Origin of the sequence: Paracoccus sp. KR1-242 (genome assembly GCF_049446195.1) — a bacterium.
GTDB lineage: Bacteria > Pseudomonadota > Alphaproteobacteria > Rhodobacterales > Rhodobacteraceae > Paracoccus > Paracoccus broussonetiae.
Window position 1 is genome coordinate 144,389 of record NZ_JBMSED010000005.1, and the last position, 18,273, is coordinate 162,661.

Here is an 18,273-nt window from a genome sequence, read left to right on the forward strand (position 1 = left end):
CAACGTATTACATAACTCTGATTATTGTGACTTCGCTAAAGCCGGATCGTGCCTGTCGCCAATGCGGTCAGCGCCGCGACGGCGCCTGCTACGACCAGCGCAAAGATCAGCCATTCCCGCCGGGTGAACACGGACTTTCCCGCCTGCCTGCGGGTCAGCAGAAACAGCGCCGTTCCCGGCGCATAGATGCAAAGCGACAGCAGGAAGAAGTCCAGTCCCCCGGCGACGACAAGCCCCAGCGTATAGATCGTTGCGATCAGCGCGCAGGCAAATTCGGCTCCACGCCCCGGAGCTTTCGCCCCCCGCGCCAGCATCAGCCCGAACCCCGCGACCAGAACATAGGGCAGCAGGATCATCGACGAGGTCAGCTTCATCGCCATGAGAAAGGCTTCCTCGGCAAAGAAGCTGAGGATCAGGAAGGCCTGGATCAGCAGGTTCGTCAGCCACAGCGCTGCCGAGGGCACGCCGTTCGCGTTCTGCGCGGCCAGAAATCGGGGCATCGTCTCTGTCCGTGCGGCTAGGAACAGGACCTCGGCCGCCAGCAGTGACCATGACAGATAGGCGCCAAGGACCGAGACGATCAGTCCCAAGCTGATGAAAACGGCGCCCCAGTTCCCGACGATCGCCTGAAGCACCCCCGACATCGAAGGGTTGCGCAGTCCGGCCAACCGCTCTTGCGGCAGGATGCCGTAAGACAGCAACGTGACCAGCACCAGCAGGCAAAGCACGCCCGCAAATCCCAGCAATGTCGCCAGCCCGACATCCTCGCGCCGGCGGGCATAGCGTGAATAGACGCTGGCGCCCTCGATCCCGACGAAGACGAAGACAGTGACCAGCATCGTGCCGCGCACCTGGGCGGCGATGCCCTGGGTTTCCAACGCGGGACCGCCGTCAAGGTTTGCCGCGAATACACCCCCATCAAAGGCGAAGGCTGCGATGGCAATGAAGGTCAGGATCGGCACGATCTTGGCCACGGTGACGATTGTGTTCAGCGCCGCGGCCTGCCGCACGCCGCGCAGGATCAGCAGGTGGACGATCCAGACTCCCAGCGACGAAACCGCGATCGCCATCGCCGAATTTCCGTCGCCAAAAGCCGGGATGACCGCACCAAGCGTGGACTTGATCAGGATCCAGTACGATACGTTGCCAAGACAGCAGACGGTCCAGTAACCCAGCGCGGACAGGAAACCCAGATAGTCGCCGAACCCCGCCTTGGCATAGGCAAAGACGCCCGCGTCCAGATCGGGGCGCCTTCGCGCCAAGGTCTGGAAGACGAAGGCAAGGGTCAGCATCCCGCCTCCGGCAATTGCCCAGGCGATCAGCGCGCCCACGCCGCCGGTCACGCGTCCGAAGGTCTGGGGCAGCGAAAAGATCCCCGCCCCCACCATCGAGCCGACGACCATCGCGGTCAGCGTGGGCAGGCTGAACTTGCCTTGCCCTTCAGCCATCAATAATCGAAGGCGTCGCGGATGATCGGGCAGGTCATGCAATGGCCGCCGCCCCGGCCGCGACCCAGTTCCGAGCCGTCGATGGTGATGACCTCGATTCCGGCCTTGCGCAGCAGCGTATTGGCATAGGTGTTCCGGTCATAGGCAAAGACCACGCCCGGAGAGGCGCAAACCAGGTTCGCACCGCTGTCCCATTGCGTGCGTTCGCGCATGTAGTCGTTGCCACCCGTCTCGACCACGCGCATTGCCTTCAACCCCAGCGCCTCGCGCACCGTCTCGATCAGGCCGCCCTTGTCGCGGCTGAGCACCAGACCGCCCTTGCCGTCGGGCCGGTACGAGAAGCACTCGATAGTGTTGACGATATCGGGATAGATCAAAACGCAATCGTGGTCGGCAAACGTGAAGACCGTGTCGAGATGCATCGCCGCGCGCAGCTTGGGCATGGCGGCGATGATGACACGTTCGGCCCCGCCTTGCGCGAACAGCGCGGCGGCAAGCTGGCTGATCGCCTGGCGCGAGGTCCGCTCGCTCATCCCGATCAGGACGTTGCCCTTGCCGATGGGCATGACGTCGCCGCCCTCCAGCGTGGCCATACCCCAATCCTGCGTCGGATCGCCCCACCAGACATTCACCTTGCCCGCGAAATCGGGATGGAAGCGATAGATCGCAGTGGCAAGGATGGTTTCTTCATGCCGGGCCGGCCAGTAAAGCGGGTTCAGCGTGACCCCGCCATAGATCCAGCAGGTGGTGTCGCGCGTGTAAAGCGTGTTCGGCAGTGGCGGCAGCAGGTATTCGTTGACGCCAGCCGCATCCCGGATCAGTGCCAGCGCCTCGCCACCCAGGGTTTCGGGGAATTCATAGGTCGAAAGCCCGCCGATCAGCGTCTCAGCCAGGTCGCGATGCGTCAGCCCGTCAAGATAGGAGCGGACTTCGTTGACGAAGCCCAGGCCGATCTGGTTCGGCACGACCTGATGATCCAGGATCCAGGCCCTGGCCTCGGGCAGTGCCAGTGTCTCAGCCAGCAAATTATGCATCTCGACCACCTCGACGCCGCGATCGCGCAGCTTGGTGGTGAAGTCGAAATGGTCGCGCTTGGCGACATCGACCCACAGAACATCGTCGAACAGAAGCTGGTCGCAGTTCGAGGGGGTCAGCCGCTGATGTGCCCGGCCGGGTGCGCAGACCATGACCTTGCGCAGTTGCCCGACCTCGGAATGCACGCCGAAGGGTGTCGTCTTGCTCATCCGTCCTCGCTCCCTTGTCAGATCGTGATATAGCCCGTTGCGAGCCACCAGATGCCCAGCACACAGCCAAGGACGGCCAGTGCAAAGATGACGTAGTCGCTCATGCGACCGAACAGTCCCGGCTTGCCCTGCTCGCGCCTGGCCCACAGGTAAAGCAGCGTTCCCGGTCCATAAAGCACGGCCGACAGCACCAGGAATTCCAGCCCGGCTGCAAAGATCAGGAACACGGTATAGGCCAGTGCGATCGCGGCAAAAATCAGGTCGCGCCGCTGTTCGGCCGGTTGCCCGACATAGCTGTCGCCTTGCCGCACCATCAGCACGCCATATCCCGCGACAAGCAGGAATGGCACCAGCGCCATGACACTGGTCAGGTTCAGCATCAGGGCAAAGGCGTCGCTGGACCAATAGGTCGTGATGACAAAGACCTGCACCACGATGTTCGTGGCCCAAAGGGCGGCGGCTGGAACACCATTCGCGTTTTCGCGGGCGAAAACACGCGGCATGTCATCGGTCTTGGCAGCGATCGACAGCACCTCGGCACAGATCAGCGACCAGGCGAGATAGGCGCCCAGAACTGAAACGAGCAGCCCGACACTGACGAAGATTGCGCCCCAACGGCCGACCACCGCCTCCAGCACGGCAGCCATCGAGGGTTGGCGCATCTCGGCGATTTCGGCGCGCGGCAGCACGGCATAGGGCAGAAGCGTGACCAGCACCATCAGGCACAGCACCGCCGCAAAGCCGATCAGGGTCGCCGTGCCGACGTCCTTCCGTGACCGGGCATGGCGGGAATAGACGCTGGCCCCTTCGATCCCCAGGAAGACAAAGACGGTGACGAGCATGGTGGCGCGGACCTGCTGGAACAGGCTGGCCTCGGGCATGTCGACGCCGCCCCAGAAATTCGCGCTGAACATGTCCGCGCGGAAGGCGATGAACATGATCAAGATGAAGACCAGGATCGGCACGATCTTCGCGATGGTCACGACCGTGTTGATGAAGGCCGCCTGCTGGATGCCCCGCAGGATCATGAAATGGAAAAGCCATATCCCGACCGAGGCAACCAGGATCGCGACCACCGTATTGCCGTCCCCGAAGACCGGGAAGAACGCGCCCAGCGTCGATTTGATCAGCACCCAGTAGGATACGTTGCCGATGCAGGAACCGATCCAGTAGCCAAGCGCGGACAGAAAGCCCGGATAATCCCCGAAGCCCGCCTTCGCATAGGCATAGACACCGGCATCAAGCTCGGGCTTGCGCTGTGCAAGGAACTGGAACACGCGGGCCAGCATGTACATGCCGCCGCCCGCGATGATCCAGGCGATGATTGCTCCGAATGGCCCGGTCGCAAGGCCGAAGGTGCGGGGAAGCGAAAAGATCCCCGACCCCACCATCGATCCGACGACCATGGCCGTCAGGATCGGTAGCGAAAGCTTGCCAGAAATGTCCGTCTTGTCGTGGATTTCGGAACCGGCCATGAGCATCCCCTCGGCAGCCGCTGAAAATAATTCCTTCCAATCAACGGTATGGTGGCAAGCCTCATTCGGCTTGGCAAGGCTTAATCTCGACTTGCGTGCATTCTGCGGGCCAGCGACCCCGAATTTCAGACGCGGCGATAGGGGCGCCTGCGGCCCGTCCGGAACGGGGTCAGGCCGAGGCGCGCAGGATCAACCGGCCCTCGACCCGCTTCACCGGGTCGGCAGGACGCCTGCCTTCCTCGATCATGTCGAACAACGTCGTCACGCTGTTTTCCGCGATCGAGACATAGTCCTGGGCGACCGTCGTCAACCCCGGCGCGGTGAAACGGGCCATCGGATGATCGTCGTGTCCCGCCACCCGCAGCGCCGAAGGCGAACCGCGCCCGACGACGGTTCCGCGTTCGAAGGCGGCGGCGATCAGGCCGATCGCCAGTCGGTCATTGGCGCAAAGAACCGTGTTCCACGGCAGATCGCGCGAGGGCAGCAATTTCAGCCCGGTGCGATAGCCCAGTTCCTCGAAATGCCATTCCGTCGTCTCGACCGGGATTACGAATGGGTCCAGCCCCTGCCCTTCCATCGCGCGGACATAGGCTTCGCGCCGCTCGCGCGCGTTGGTATTCACTGCCGGCATGTCCAGGAAGCAGGGTGGCTCGCCACTGCGGCACAGGTAATCCACCATCAACCCCATCGACTGGAAGTTGTCGGTCCCGACAAAGATCTCCTCGCCATTCATGTGGTTGTCGAAGATCACCGTGGGAATGTCGCTGGCCAGCTGCCGGATGCGGTCGGGGGCAGAGCTGTCGCCCAGTGGTGCGATGATCGCGCCTGCGATTCGCAGCGAATAGAGCATCTCGATCGCGTTCGCCTCGCGCTCCGGGTCGCCGTGCGAGCCAAGGACAATGGCCCAATACCCGGCCTCGGCGCAACGCAATTCGATATGGCGCACGATCTCGGCATAGAACGGGTCGACGATATGGGGAACGATGATGCCGATATTCTTGGTGAACTTCCTGTTCTGGTTGATCGCGAACAGGTTCGGGCGATAGCCATAGCGGATAATGGCGGCCTCGATCCGCTCACGGGTCGAATGCCGGACGCTGGACGGATCGTTGAAGTATTTCGAGATCGTCGGGCGGGATATTCCCGTGACCACGGAGAATTCTTCCATGGTCCTGATCTTTTGCACGTCCATCCCCACCTCCCGCCTCGGGGCCAGCCCGGAAGCGCATCTTTCCTGCATCATTCGGGCGGGCGGCCAAAGAGATTGGCCGACCGCATAAGTTCAGGGGCGTGGTGCCCTAGTCAAGGCAGGCTGCCACGTAGTCCTGCGCCAGCCGGTCGACCGCTGCCAGCGCCAGTGCCCCGGCCCTTGGCGCCAGCTTGCCTGCGCGGACATCCGGGTAAAGCCCGCCCAGATATTGCCCGATCAGCGTTTCGGGCAGCTCGCTCTCGCCCAGCAGGTCGAAAAGCTCTGTCACGGCCTTTTCGGCACCAGGCTGCGGCCAGTAGTAACGGATACGGTCGCTATACGAGAAATGGCGCTGCAGCGCGCGTTCCGCGTCCGTGCCGTGGTAATAGCGGTCCCAGTTCGCGGGCGCGTCCAGCATCACTGCCTCCATCGACTGGCGCAGGGTCTGGCTGCGCTTTCCGGGGAACAGTTCCTCGACGATGGCGTCCAGTCCGTAAAGCGCCTCGCGCAGCACGAAGGTCAGGCCGGGCCCGACCTTCAGGATCGCAAATCCGTCGCGGACCAGCGCGGTCAGGGCTTCGCGGGTCTGGTAGTCGGTCGAATGCGCCTCGAACACCAGCCCCGGCAGCTTGTCCAGCGTCGCGCTGAGTTCTGCGGCGGCGACCGGGTCATAGTCGATGACGTTGTGGTTCCCGAACTCGACGCCCGGCTGCACGACAAGCCCGATGACGCGGGCAAAGGCGTCGCTTATCCCGGCATCGGCAAAGGCGCGGCGATGAACCTCGAACGTGGTCTGGGCCGCGTCTGAGTGCGTGACCTCCAGCCCCTCGATCTCTTCCATCGCGCCGCCCGGGATCGGAACCTCGGTCCCGATGATATAGACCGGGGCCACCCCGTCTGCCGGTCGGGCTGCTTCCGCGGCGGCGGCCAGCCGCGCGGCGCGGCTTGCGGTTTCCGCGTCGTCCAGCGCCACAGGCTCGCCCGCGCAACCCATCGAGCAATCCAGATGCAGCTTGGTGAAGCCCGCCGCGGCATAGTCGCGGATCATCGTTTCGGCCTTTTCCATCGCCTGGTCGGCGGGCAGGTTTTTCCACGGATTGGGGCCAAGGTGGTCGCCGCCCAGGATCAGGCGTTCCAGCGGAAAGCCGGTGCGGGCGGCGATCCCTTCGACAAAGCGGCGGAAATCGGCGGGCGTCATGCCGGTATAGCCGCCGTCCTGATTGACCTGGTTGCAGGTCGCCTCGATCAGCAGGGACAGCGGTGTCGGAGCGATGCAATTCATCGCGGCCTCGATCACGACGGGATGCGCGGTGCAGATCGACGGGATGCCCGAAGGTCCGGGACGGCCACGCCATTCGGCGATGGATTGCAGCGGGTTCTTGGTCATGGTTCTAGCCTTTCTGCCCTTGCAGGATTGCGTCCAGTTCAATGCGGGTCGAGGTGCCCTCCATCGGGCCAAGCCGGGTCACAGCGCGCGCGCCCGCGGCGTTGGCCAGCCGCAGCGCCTCGGCCGGATCGGTGCCCCGCAGCCAGAAGCTGAGGAAAGCACCGCCGAAGGCATCGCCCGCGCCGGTCGGGTCCAGTTCCTCGACCGGGATCGGTTGCGCATCCGCCCGCAGCCCCTGCTGGAACAGGCTTGCCCCCTTGGCCCCACGTTTCAGGACGACGGTTCGAATGCCCCGCGCCAGCAGAGCCTCAACGGCACCCGCTTCGTCCCTGTCGGGCTCGAACAGGAACAGTTCCTCGCCCGAGGGCAGGAACAGGTCGGTCATGGCAAGGATGGCATCCAGCGGCGCGCGCATCGCCGGGTCTCGCATCAGCTCCGGTCGCAGGTTCGGATCGAAGGAAATGGTGCCGCCACGCGTCTTGATGCGCTGCGCCGCGTCCATGACCATCGCGCCAAGCTCCGGCGCCGAAAAGGCCGAGCCCATGACATGCAGGTGGTCGCAACTGTCCACCAACGCCTCGGAAACGGGGTTGGGCCGGATCTTGCCGCAGGCGCTGTGGCGGATGTTGTAAAGAAAGGCGCGGCTGCCATCTTCACGATAGCGGACAAAGGCGCTGCCGGTGGTCTCGCCCTCGGCGATCTCGATGCCCGATACGTCGACCCCGTCCGCGCGCAGCCGTTCGATGTTCACGCGGCCGAAATCATCGTCCCCCACGCGCGAGACGATGGCGCAGGGCGTGCACAGCTTGCCCACCTGATCGATGAAGATCGCAGGCGCACCCGAGGGGAACGGACCGACAAGCGGCTGTGCCGCCAGAAAACCGTCGCCCTTGGTGGTCGCCACGATCTCGACCAGCACTTCGCCGATCGTCAGGACTTTCTGCATTCTCAGGTCCGCCTTTGCTTGGCCCGAACGTCCAGCCAGACGGCGATCAGGATCACCAGCCCCTTGACGATCAGTTGGTAAAAATAAGGCACCGACAGCATGTTCATGCCATTGTTCATGACCCCGATGATCAGCGCGCCGATCAGCGTGCCGACCATGGTGCCGACGCCGCCCGCAAGGCTGGTCCCGCCCAGAACCGCCGCCGCGATCGCGTCGAGTTCATAGCTCATGCCCGCATTAGTCTGGGCCGAATAGAGGCGCGAGGAGAGAAGAACCCCGGAAACAGCCGCCATCACGCCCGACAGGGTGAAGATTGCGATCTTCAGGCGGTCAACCTTGATGCCGGAATAGAGCGCCGCTTCGCGATTGCCACCGGTCAGATAGGTGCGCCGGCCAAAGGTCGTGCGCGACAGCAGGATGTGGTTGAACAGGAACAATGCGACGACGATCCAGATGATGATCGGCAGACCAAGCCAGCTGTTGGCACCGATGGCGATCCAGGCCGGGTCCATGATCATTGCGGGCGCGCCATTGGTCGGCAGGCTGACGAAGCCGCGATAGATGCCCATCGTCGCCACGGTGACGATGAATGAGGGCAGCATCAGCTTGGCCGTCAGCACCCCGTTGATGAGCCCCATCACCGCGCCGGCGAGTAGCGTGAAGGCCAGCGCTGGGGCAAAGCCCCAGCCAAAGCCAAGCGCCTGCGCGCCTGCCATGCCCGCGACCGCGATGATCGAGCCGATCGACAGATCGATTTCCCCAAGCAGGATCACCCAGGTCATGCCGAAGGCGGCGATGGCGACGACTGCCACCTGCTGCAGGATGTTGGTCAGGTTCGCGACCGTCATGAACCGTTCGTTCATCAGGCTGAAGACGACGCAAAGCAGCACCAGCGAGACAAGGATCCCGCCGTATTGGTGCAAGGTCGCGCGCAACTGCTCGCGACTGCTGCTGGAACCGGTGTCGGTGGTCTGGGTCATTGATGCGTTCCCGTTGCATGGGCCATGACGATTTCCGGCGTCAGGTCGCGTCTTGCGACGGTCGCCGTGATGCGTCCTTCGGACATGATGGCAAGACGATCGGCCAGCCCGAGCACTTCGGGCAGTTCCGAGGAGACGAGCAGGATCGCGGTCCCCCCGGCAGCCAGTTCGCGGATGATGCGATAGATCTCGAATTTCGCGCCGACATCGACGCCACGCGTCGGTTCGTCAAGGATCAGGACGCGCGGTCGCGTCAGCAGCCATTTCGCCAGCACGATCTTTTGCTGGTTGCCGCCTGACAGTGTACCCGCGATGGTTTCCAGTGAATTGGTGCGGATGCCGAGCCGCTGCACCTCAGAGTGGGCGGCGCGGCGTTCGGCCCCGAATTGCAGAAAGCCCGAGGCGCCGGAGAAATTCCCAAGTGCCGCCATCGAGATGTTCGAGCGCACCGGAGCACCAAGTGCCAGCCCCTCTTCCTTCCGGTTCTCGGTCACGAATCCGATGCCTGCCGCGATCGCGTCCGAAGGTTTGCGCAGGTGCAGGGCCTTACCACCGACGCTGATTTCGCCGCTGGTCTGGCGCATCCCGAACAGCGCGTTCATCACGTCAGACCGTCCCGACCCGATCAGGCCGAAGAAGCCCAGGATCTCGCCGGGGCGGACCTGGAAATCGACATCACGGAAACGTCCCGGACAGGACAGCCCGCGAACCTCCAGCGTTGGCCGGACATCAGGAGTTGGCGCTGGGGCAAGCCGGGGGGGATAGATCTCGTCCATCCGGCGACCGACCATCAGGGCGATCAACTCCTGGATCGAAGTCTCGTCGCGTTCATGCGTCGCGATGTAGGTGCCGTCGCGGACGACCGTGATGTCGTCCGACAGGCGCATGATCTCTTCCATGCGGTGCGAGATATAGATGATCGCCGTGCCCCGTGCCTTTAGCCGCTCGATGATGCGGAAAAGGATCTCGGCCTCGGAATCCGACAGGGACGAGGTCGGCTCGTCCAGGATCAGCACCTTCGCGGGATTGCTGAGCCCCTTGGCGATTTCGACAAGCTGGCGCTGTGCGATGGATAGCTGGCCGACCCGGGCGCCGGCATCGACCGGCAGGCCAAGCTCGCGGATCAGCGCCCGCGCCTCGGCGCGCAGCTTGCGGTCGTTGATGAAGCCGAAGCGCGCCGGTTCGTGCGTCGCCAGGATGTTTTCGGCGACGGTCAGGTTGTTGCAGAGGCTGAGTTCCTGGAACACGATCGCAAGCCCCTGCGCTGCCGCGTCGCGTGGGCTTTGCGGGGCATAGGGGCGGCCGTCCAGCGTCATTTCGCCGCCCGAGGGTTGGTGAACGCCGACCAGGATTTTCATCAGCGTGGACTTGCCCGCGCCGTTTTCCCCAAGAATGGTGTGCACGCGTCCGGGGCGGACATCGAGCCGCATGGATTTCAGCGCCTCGACCGGGCCGAAATTCTTCCTGATATCGCGCAGGGACAGCACTGGCTTGCTCGTCTGCGTCATTTCGGGAACTCCTCTGGCGGTGTCGGGGACCGCTTCACGCGAAAGCGGTCCCGTCCGGTTTCCCGTTTACTTCTTGGTATAGACACCCGGAACGATGGGCTGCTCGGCCGGGACGTCCTCGCCCGCGATGACCTTGGCGGCAGTGTCCACGGCGGTCTTGCCCATCTCGTCGGGGAACTGCTGGATCACGCCGACCATGACCGGGTTCGAGTCGACGGCGTTGCGGGCCTCTTCCATCCCGTCGAAGCCGATGACCTTCACCTGACCTTCCAGCCCGGCCGATTTCACCGCGACGGCGGCGGCCAGCGCCGCGTCATCGCCGAAGCCGAAGATGCCGGCGATATCGGGATTGGCCTGCAGCATGTTTTGCGCCACGGCCAGCGCCTCGGCGCGGGTGATGCCGGTCTGCTGCGCGACGACTTCGATTTCGGGGAAGGCTTCCAGCGCCTTCTTGAAGCCCTCGATCCGGGCGACCACGGATTGCACGGTGGGATAGTCGATGATCGCGACCTTGCCCTTGCCGTTCAGCTCCTTCGCCATCAGCTCGCCAGCCTTGACGCCGCCGGTATAGTTATCGGTCCCGATATGCGAGACGACCTTGGCATTCGCCGCGGGCACGTCGACGGTGATGACCTTGATCCCTGCGGCCTCGGCGCGCGCGATGGCGGCCATGACGCCCTGGCTGTCGACTGGGGAGATGACGATGACATCGACGCCCTTGACGATGAAGTCCTCGACATCGGCCAGCTGCTTGTTCAGGTCCTGGTTGGCGATGCTGATTTCCAGCGGGACGCCTTTCGCCTCGGCTTCGGCCTTCATCGCATCGGCCAGCTCGATATAGAACGGATGCTGTTGGGTCAGAAGCGACGCACCGATTCCGTCAGCAAAGGCGGCGCTGCCGGCGGTCAGGGCAACAGTGGTCAGCAACGCCGAAAGCGCTTTCTTGAATGTCATGGAATCCTCCCAGGATTTCGCATTTTCGAGGAGACACCGACCGGCAAGTCCGGTTGTCCGCCGAAGCTCCTCACCACAGCGGTTGGAGCGGACGTTACTTTCGAAGTTTACGCGTGTCAAATTTAAAGTTTGTCCGAGATATGTTGACTGCATCATCCCGCCGATTTCGGGCCTCGGGCAGCTCGCTGAGAAGAAAGTCATTACTTATCCCCTGACAGGGAGAAGATTTTGCCATCTCGCATATCAAGAACGAAATTGCTGATATTTATGTGCTTTTGCTAGAACGGTGGCAATCGACCGTGCCGGGATCGGTCATCATTCAGCGAGAAAACGGGCATGTCTTCGAAAAGTTATAACAAAGTTGACCGAATGGCCGAATCGTGGTGCCATCGGTCGGTTCAGTGACGAGAGGGGAGGCTCGGATGGACAGTCGTTTCTTCAACCGGCGCAGCGTTCTGCGTGGCATGGCCGGTTCGACCGCGCTTTTGGCGATGCCCGGCCTTGCCCGGCGCGCGATGGCGCAGGGGGCCGAACTGGGGCCCTATCAACAGGCCAAAATAGACTGGCGGCAGGCAGAGGGTGAGACGATCACCGTCGCCGTTATTCCCGCCGCCTATTTCGAGAACCTGATTACCCTCGCTCCACAGTTCGAGGAACTGACGGGCGTCAAGCTTCGCTTCGAGAAGGTACCCCCGGCGCAAATCCGGCAAAAAGCTGTGCTGGACCTGACCTCGGGCACGGGGACTTACGCGACCCATGCCGCCGACCCGATGTATTATGCGCTTTATCAGGCGAATGGCTGGGTCGACCCGCTGGACGATTATCTGAACGACGCGTCGCTGACGGACAAGGACTGGTTTCGCCCCGACGACATCGTTCCCGCCTGGACCGCCGCCAACACGATCGACGGCAAGCTTTACGGCATCCCCTATGACGGAGAGGTCACGTTGCAGGTCCTGCGCAAGGATCTTTACGAGGCCAAGGGACTGGCGCCGGCCGAGGATCTTGACGGGTTTGTGGCGAATGCCAAGGCGGTGCATGACCCAGACAACCGGATCTGGGGCACAGCGCTGCGCGGCCTCGCGGGCGCAGGACAGAACGTCTATATCTACTCCTCGCTTTTCCGGGCTTTCGGCGGCGACTGGTTGCCGGGTGGAAACCTGACCGTGAACGGCCCCGAGGCCGAGGCCGCGCTCGGCTGGTATGTCCAGACCATGAAGGACTACGCCCCCGCGGCCGCACAGGGCTGGAACTGGCCCGACATCGCCGACGCGTTTTCGCAGGGCACGGTCGCAAGCTATATCGACGCCCATTCCTCGGCTTCGGTCATCAACACGCCGGACAAGTCGCAGGTCATCGGCAAGATCGCCTATGCGCGCTGGCCCAAGGGACCGTCGGGCAAACGCGTCAGCTCGATCTGGAACTGGGGATTTCCGATCAACGCAAAGCTCTCGGACAAGGCCAAGAAGGCGACATGGCTCTTCATCCAATGGGCCGCCAGCCCCGAGACGCAGGCCCGCACCTCCTATTTGTTCAGCGGTCCGACCAAGCGTTCAGGGGTAAACCGCCTTTCGCTGTGGGAGCAGCCCGAATACGTCCAGACCGTGTCCGGCTTTGGCGACAATTTTGTCGAGGCCACGCTGACTGCACTGAAAGAGGATACCGATGTCGACTGGCGGCCCCGCGTTCCGCAATGGCCGGGCATCGGTGATGCGGTCGCGACGGCGATTGCCTCGGCTCTGGCGAGTCAGGCGACGCCCAAGGCCGCGCTTGACGCGGCGCAGGCACAGGTCACGAAGATGATGCAATGACCGGGGACGGCGAAGCGGTGCCCGCGCGGGGCTGGGGCGGGGACGATCCCCCGTCGCGCAGGGATTACGGTCGCGAATCTCGGCGCCGCGAACACCGCTTTGCCGCGGCGCTGCTTGGCCCGGCCTTCATGGCGCTGATCGCGACGACGACGTTCCCCTTGTTCTATCTCGTCTGGGTCAGCATGCAGCGGCTGGACCTGGGGATGCCGTTCATGAACGGCTTCACCGGGTCCGCGAATTACATGCAGCTGCTGTCCGATCCGCGCTTCTGGCAATCGCTGGGGGCAAGCCTCGTCTATACGGTTTCGACGGTCCTGCTGCAGGTGGTGGTCGGGCTTGGCCTTGCACTTGCCGTGCTGGAGATGAAGCGGGGGCAGTCCCTTTTCCGCATCATCGCCATCCTTCCGGTGGTGCTGTCGCCCGCCGTGGTCGGCATGGTCTGGCGCAGCTTCATGCTGACGCCCGAATTCGGCGTCATCGACTATCTTGGGATCACCGCGGGTCTTGGCAGCCACAACTGGCTGGGCGACCCGACCCTCGCCATGATCTCGGTCATCGTCATCCATACCTGGCAATGGACGCCCTTTGCCTTCATGGTGCTTCTGGCAAGCCTTGCCGCCCTGCCCGACGATCTATACGAGGCCGCGCGCATCGATCGCGCCAGCGGTTGGCAACGGTTCACGCGCATCACGCTGCCGCTGATCCGTCCGGCCATCATCATGGTCATCATCATGCGCACCATGGTCGCGCTGACGGCCTTTGCCGCGATCTTCACCGTCACCGGTGGCGGGCCCGGCACCGCGACCGAGATCCTGAACCTCTACGCCTATCGCAAGTCCTTTACCGAGCTTTCGCTGGGCTATGGCGCGGCGCTGGCGGTCGCGCTGCTGCTGCTGACGATCGCGATTTCGGGGCTGCTGTTCCTGCTCCGACGGGGGAAATGACCATGCGCAGACTTCGCACCGTGGCGCTGGCTGCCATCACACTGATCTTCCTTCTGGCATGGGCCTTTCCAATCTTCTGGAGCGTGCTGAATTCCTTCAAATCCGAAACCGACGTGCTGGCCTATCCGCCGAAGCTGATCTTCGAACCGACGCTGAAGGCCTATCGCGAGGTGCTGTGGGGGTCGCAATCGATCCTGCCAAACCTGTGGAGCAGCGTCGTCATCTCGGTCGGGACGACGGTCATCACCATGATCCTTGCCGTTCCCGCGGCCTATGCGCTGGCGCGGCTGCGCCTGCCGGGCAAGCGCTTCTCGGGCTTCTATATCCTTGCCACGCAGATGCTGCCGCCGGTCGGGATCATCATCCCCTATTTCATTGTCCTGCGCGGGATCGGCTGGATCGACAGCTATCAGGGGATCATCCTGATCTATCTGTCCTTCTCGCTGCCCTTCGCGATCTGGCTGATGGTGTCCTATTTCGAGGATATCCCGCTGGAGATGGAGGAAGCCGCCGCGGTCGATGGCGCATCGCGGCTGGTGACGCTGTGGCGGATCATCATTCCGCAGGCCAAGGGCGGCATCGCCGTCACAGTGGTCTTCGTGTTCCTGAATGCCTGGAACGAGTTCCTGTTCGCGGTCGTCCTCAGCGGCAACACGGTTCGCCCGGTGACGATCGCAATGTTCAATTTCGTCTCTGTCGAACAGACGCTTTGGGCGCAACTGGCGGCCGTCTCGGTCATCGCCATGCTACCGGTGGTGATCCTTGGCGTCGCCGCCCAATCCCAGATCGTCAAGGGTCTGACCGTCGGCGCAGTCAAGGGAGGTGGTCGTCGATGAGCGGCAAGGGTTCGGTGCGCTTTCAGCGCGTGGTCAGGAAGCATGGCGATTTCATTGCGCTGAAGGGGATCGATTTCGACATCCGCCCCGGGGAGTTCTTCGCGCTGCTGGGTCCCTCGGGCTCGGGCAAAAGCACGACGCTGCGGTTGATGGCGGGGCTGGACAAGCCGACCGAGGGGCAGATCTTTTTCGACGGGCGCGATGTCACGGCGCTTGATGCGCAGGACCGTGACGTGGCGATGGTCTTTCAAAGCTATGCGCTTTACCCGCACATGACCGTCGCCCAGAACATCGCCTTTCCGCTGGAAATGGCGAAGATGCCCAAGGACCAGATTGGCGCAGAGGTTGCCGAGGCCGCGCGCAAGGTCCGCATCGACCATCTTCTGGACCGCAAGCCCGGCCAGCTTTCGGGGGGGCAGCAGCAACGCTGCGCGCTTGCCCGCGCGATCGTCCGCAAGGCGGGCCTGTTCCTGCTGGACGAGCCGCTGTCGAACCTTGACGCCAAGCTTCGGCTGGAAACCCGCGCCGAGCTGAAGAAGCTGCAGCGCAATCTGGGCGTCACGACCGTCTATGTCACCCACGATCAGGAAGAGGCGCTGACCCTCGCCGATCGCATGGCGGTTTTCATGGAGGGCGAGATCGTCCAGATCGGCAGCCCGGCCGAGGTCTTTGCCCGACCGAACTCGCTGGATGTCGCCGCGTTCATCGGCTCGCCCCCGATGAATCTGTTGCAGGCCGAGATCAGGTACGGCGTGCCCTGCCTCGCCGGGCACCCCCTGCCCGTAACGGCCCCGGTCGGCGCCGGAGGCGTCGTCGTGGGTGTCCGACCCTCGGCCGTCGTCGTGGGCGACAGCGGGATCCCCTGCACGGTCGATCTGGTCGAGAATCTGGGCGACAGCGGTATCCTCGACCTGACCTTCGACGGTGGCACCGCCCGCGCCCGCATCGGAGATCCGACGCTGCACGCCGAAGGTCAGCGCCTGCATATGTCCTTTGCCAGCCGCGACATCCACCTGTTCGATGCCGTGACCGGGCGACGGCTGGGACAGGACGCGCCATGACCGACGCGCGCATCCTGCAGGAGATCAAGGAAACCATCGACCCGCAAAGCGGTGTGCCCCTGCATGTGCAGGTCCGTCGCCTGATCCGGCAAAAAGCGCTGGATGGGGTGCTGGTTGACGACCAGGGACGGCTCAGGACCGAAAGCGAGCTGGGCGAGATCTTTGGCGTCAGCCGGATCACCGTCCGCAATGCCCTGCGCGCGCTGGTGGACGAGGGGCTGTTTTCGCGCACCCGCGGGCGCGGAACCTTTCTGCGCTCACCCGGGGTCGAGAACTGGGGCGGCACCCTGACCGGCTTTGTCGAGGCGGGGCGCGAAGCGGGCTTCGATCCGGGCGGCGAAATTCTTGCGCAGGGGATGACCAAGGACTTTCCGGCATCGGTCGGGGCCGCGCTGCATGAGCGTGCGCTGTTCGAGTTGCGGCGCGTGCGGCTGGCCAATGGCCTGCCCGTCGCAGTCGAGCACGCCTTCTATCCGCCGGATATCGGCGTCGATCTGGCGGGACGCGACCTGCGCATGGCCGCCGTCTATCGCATTTTCGAAGATGATCTGGGCTTCGTCGTCAAGGAGGCGAAGCAGTCCCTCAGCGCGACGCTGGCCGATGCGGAGCATTCCCGGCATCTGCATGTCCCCCCGGGCTCGCCCCTGATCAGCGTCGAGCGCCTGACCACCGACATGGAGGAGCGCCCGCTGGAACTGCTGCGCGCCGTTTATGTCCCAGACCGATACCGCTTTTCCATCACCCTTGCCCGTCGCCGGGCGGAATAGGACCAGGAGACCCCAACATGGCCGAGAAGAAACCGGACATCATCATCATCCTGAACGACGACATGGGGTATTCCGATATCGGCTGCTATGGCGGCGAGATCGAGACGCCCAATCTGGACCGCCTTGCTTCGGGCGGGTTGCGCTATTCGCAATTCTACAACACGGCGCGCTGCTCGCCCTCGCGCGCGTCGCTGCTGACGGGGCTGCAACCGCACCAGACCGGGATCGGCATCCTGACCTATGACACAGGCCCCGAAGGCTATGCCGGTGATCTGAACCGCAACTGCGTCACCATGGCCGAGGTGCTGAAGGGCGCGGGCTATCACACCTGCCTGTCGGGCAAGTGGCATGTCGCCCAAGATCTGACCGAGCCAACGGATTCCTGGCCGCTGCAACGCGGCTTCGACGAATTCTATGGCACGATCATCGGCGCCGGCAGCTTCTATCACCCGAATACGCTGACCCGCGGCAATACGAACATCGACCATGAGGCCGCCGGTAACCCCGACTTCTTCTATACAGACGCGATCAGCGATCAGGCGGCGACCTTCATCCGCGAACATCATGCCGGATCGCCGGATACGCCGCTGTTCCAGTATGTTGCCTATACCGCCCCGCATTGGCCGCTTCATGCCCATCCCGAGGACATCGAGAAATATCGCGGCCGTTTCGACGCGGGATGGGACAAACTGCGCGAGGAGCGTCTGCAGCGCATGGTCCGTGCCGGGATCATCCATCCGAACTGGCAGCTGACCGACCGCGATCCGACCCAGCCGCCATTCGAGAATGCCGATGAGAAAGCATGGCTGTTGCGCTGCATGGAGGTCTATGCTGCCCAGATCGACCGGATGGACCAGGGCATCGGCAAGATCCTCGCCGCGCTTGAGGAAACCGGGCGGCTCGACAATACACTGGTTCTGTTCCTGTCCGACAACGGCGCCTGCGCCGAGGACATCCCCGAGGGCGTCGATCTGAGATCTCTGGTCGATGACCTGATGATCGCGCGCGGAACCACGCGGGACGGCCGCCCTGTCCGGCTGGGCAACGACCCCTCGATCATGCCGGGGGCCGAGGACACCTATCAAAGCTATGGCGTCGCCTGGGCCAACCTGTCGAACACGCCCTTCCGTCTCTACAAGCACTGGATCCACGAAGGCGGCATCTCGACCCCTCTGATCGCGCATTGGCCGAAGGCGATCGCGGCGCGGGGTGAGTTGCGTCATACGCCAGGGCAATTGCCCGACCTGATGGCCACCGTGGTCGAGGTCAGCGGCGCGACCTATCCCCAGGCCCATGCCGGGCACGAAATCCTGCCGCTGGAGGGGACAAGCCTTGTCCCGAGCTTTGCGGCCGATCAACCACGAGAGGCGCCGCTATTCTGGGAACATGAGGGCAATGCCGCCGTGCGCACCGGCAAGTGGAAGCTGGTTCGCAAATATCCCGACCCGTGGGAGCTTTACGACATGGAAAGCGACCGGACCGAGATGCACGACCTTGCCGTCGCCCATCCTGACCGCGTCACGACGATGCTTGGGCTTTACGAGGGTTGGGCCGCCCGTTGCGGGGTGATCCCGCGCGAAACCGTGCTCGAGTCGATGAAGAAGCTGGGCGGGACCGCCTTTTGGGAAAAAGAGGATGGGGCCTGACCGGCCCTTCCTGTCCGGCGGCGCTGCGGCAACCAGCGCGGGAGGTGCATCCAAGAAAAATTCATTGAAATAATTGT

Annotated in this window: 15 protein-coding genes; 6 read left to right on the plus strand and 9 right to left on the minus strand. The window is 63.5% G+C overall.

Annotated elements, in window-relative coordinates; genetic code table 11:
* Positions 1–35: 35 nt before the first annotated feature.
* The 9 genes from ACO2Q4_RS09305 to ACO2Q4_RS09345 all read right to left on the minus strand — a co-directional run bounded on the left by ACO2Q4_RS09305 (position 36) and on the right by ACO2Q4_RS09345 (position 11,131).
* The gene (locus ACO2Q4_RS09305) at positions 36–1,448 is read right to left on the minus strand and encodes a basic amino acid/polyamine antiporter (RefSeq protein WP_423318842.1); all 1,413 of its coding nucleotides are present in this window, start codon (positions 1,446–1,448) and stop codon (positions 36–38) included.
* Positions 1,448–2,692, minus strand: a complete 1,245-nt coding sequence (locus ACO2Q4_RS09310) for an arginine deiminase (RefSeq protein ID WP_311759164.1) — start codon at positions 2,690–2,692, stop codon at positions 1,448–1,450. The genes ACO2Q4_RS09305 and ACO2Q4_RS09310 overlap by 1 nt, the downstream gene beginning before the upstream one ends.
* Before the next feature lie 17 nt (positions 2,693–2,709).
* Positions 2,710–4,167, minus strand: a complete 1,458-nt coding sequence (locus tag ACO2Q4_RS09315; protein ID WP_395133165.1) for a basic amino acid/polyamine antiporter — start codon at positions 4,165–4,167, stop codon at positions 2,710–2,712.
* 169 nt (positions 4,168–4,336) lie between these two features.
* A complete protein-coding gene (locus ACO2Q4_RS09320; protein ID WP_423318844.1) occupies positions 4,337–5,335 on the minus strand; it encodes a LacI family DNA-binding transcriptional regulator in 999 nt (332 codons plus the stop codon).
* Between the two features lie 130 nt (positions 5,336–5,465).
* Positions 5,466–6,743 carry a D-tagatose-bisphosphate aldolase, class II, non-catalytic subunit gene (locus ACO2Q4_RS09325; protein ID WP_423318846.1) on the minus strand — a complete coding sequence of 426 codons (1,278 nt, stop codon included), beginning with the start codon at positions 6,741–6,743 and terminating at the stop codon, positions 5,466–5,468.
* Between the two features lie 4 nt (positions 6,744–6,747).
* Entirely contained in the window at positions 6,748–7,689 is a 942-nt protein-coding gene (locus tag ACO2Q4_RS09330; RefSeq protein WP_423318848.1) for a tagatose kinase, read from the minus strand.
* 2 nt (positions 7,690–7,691) lie between these two features.
* The gene (locus ACO2Q4_RS09335; RefSeq protein ID WP_423318850.1) at positions 7,692–8,669 is read right to left on the minus strand and encodes an ABC transporter permease; all 978 of its coding nucleotides are present in this window, start codon (positions 8,667–8,669) and stop codon (positions 7,692–7,694) included.
* Complete coding sequence (locus ACO2Q4_RS09340) at positions 8,666–10,177, minus strand: sugar ABC transporter ATP-binding protein (RefSeq protein WP_423318852.1); 1,512 nt, start codon at positions 10,175–10,177, stop codon at positions 8,666–8,668. Before ACO2Q4_RS09340 ends, ACO2Q4_RS09335 begins: the two co-directional genes overlap by 4 nt.
* Before the next feature lie 66 nt (positions 10,178–10,243).
* Positions 10,244–11,131, minus strand: a complete 888-nt coding sequence (locus tag ACO2Q4_RS09345; protein WP_395133172.1) for a substrate-binding domain-containing protein — start codon at positions 11,129–11,131, stop codon at positions 10,244–10,246.
* A gap of 422 nt (positions 11,132–11,553) precedes the next feature.
* On the opposite strand from ACO2Q4_RS09345, the gene ACO2Q4_RS09350 reads away from it, so the two are divergent.
* From ACO2Q4_RS09350 to ACO2Q4_RS09375, 6 genes are read left to right on the plus strand one after another with little or no spacing between them, the layout of a single operon-like run.
* The gene (locus tag ACO2Q4_RS09350) at positions 11,554–12,942 is read left to right on the plus strand and encodes an ABC transporter substrate-binding protein (protein WP_423318854.1); all 1,389 of its coding nucleotides are present in this window, start codon (positions 11,554–11,556) and stop codon (positions 12,940–12,942) included.
* On the plus strand, positions 12,939–13,886 hold the full coding sequence (locus tag ACO2Q4_RS09355) for a carbohydrate ABC transporter permease (protein ID WP_423318856.1): 948 nt from the start codon (positions 12,939–12,941) through the stop codon (positions 13,884–13,886). Before ACO2Q4_RS09350 ends, ACO2Q4_RS09355 begins: the two co-directional genes overlap by 4 nt.
* Positions 13,887–13,888: 2 nt before the next feature.
* Positions 13,889–14,722: a carbohydrate ABC transporter permease gene (locus ACO2Q4_RS09360; protein ID WP_423318858.1), complete on the plus strand. Its 834-nt coding sequence runs from the start codon at positions 13,889–13,891 to the stop codon at positions 14,720–14,722.
* Complete coding sequence (locus ACO2Q4_RS09365) at positions 14,719–15,783, plus strand: ABC transporter ATP-binding protein (protein ID WP_423318860.1); 1,065 nt, start codon at positions 14,719–14,721, stop codon at positions 15,781–15,783. The genes ACO2Q4_RS09360 and ACO2Q4_RS09365 overlap by 4 nt, the downstream gene beginning before the upstream one ends.
* Entirely contained in the window at positions 15,780–16,550 is a 771-nt protein-coding gene (locus tag ACO2Q4_RS09370) for a GntR family transcriptional regulator (RefSeq protein ID WP_311759152.1), read from the plus strand. Before ACO2Q4_RS09365 ends, ACO2Q4_RS09370 begins: the two co-directional genes overlap by 4 nt.
* Positions 16,551–16,567: 17 nt before the next feature.
* Positions 16,568–18,196 carry an arylsulfatase gene (locus tag ACO2Q4_RS09375; RefSeq protein WP_423318863.1) on the plus strand — a complete coding sequence of 543 codons (1,629 nt, stop codon included), beginning with the start codon at positions 16,568–16,570 and terminating at the stop codon, positions 18,194–18,196.
* Positions 18,197–18,273 lie beyond the last annotated feature (77 nt).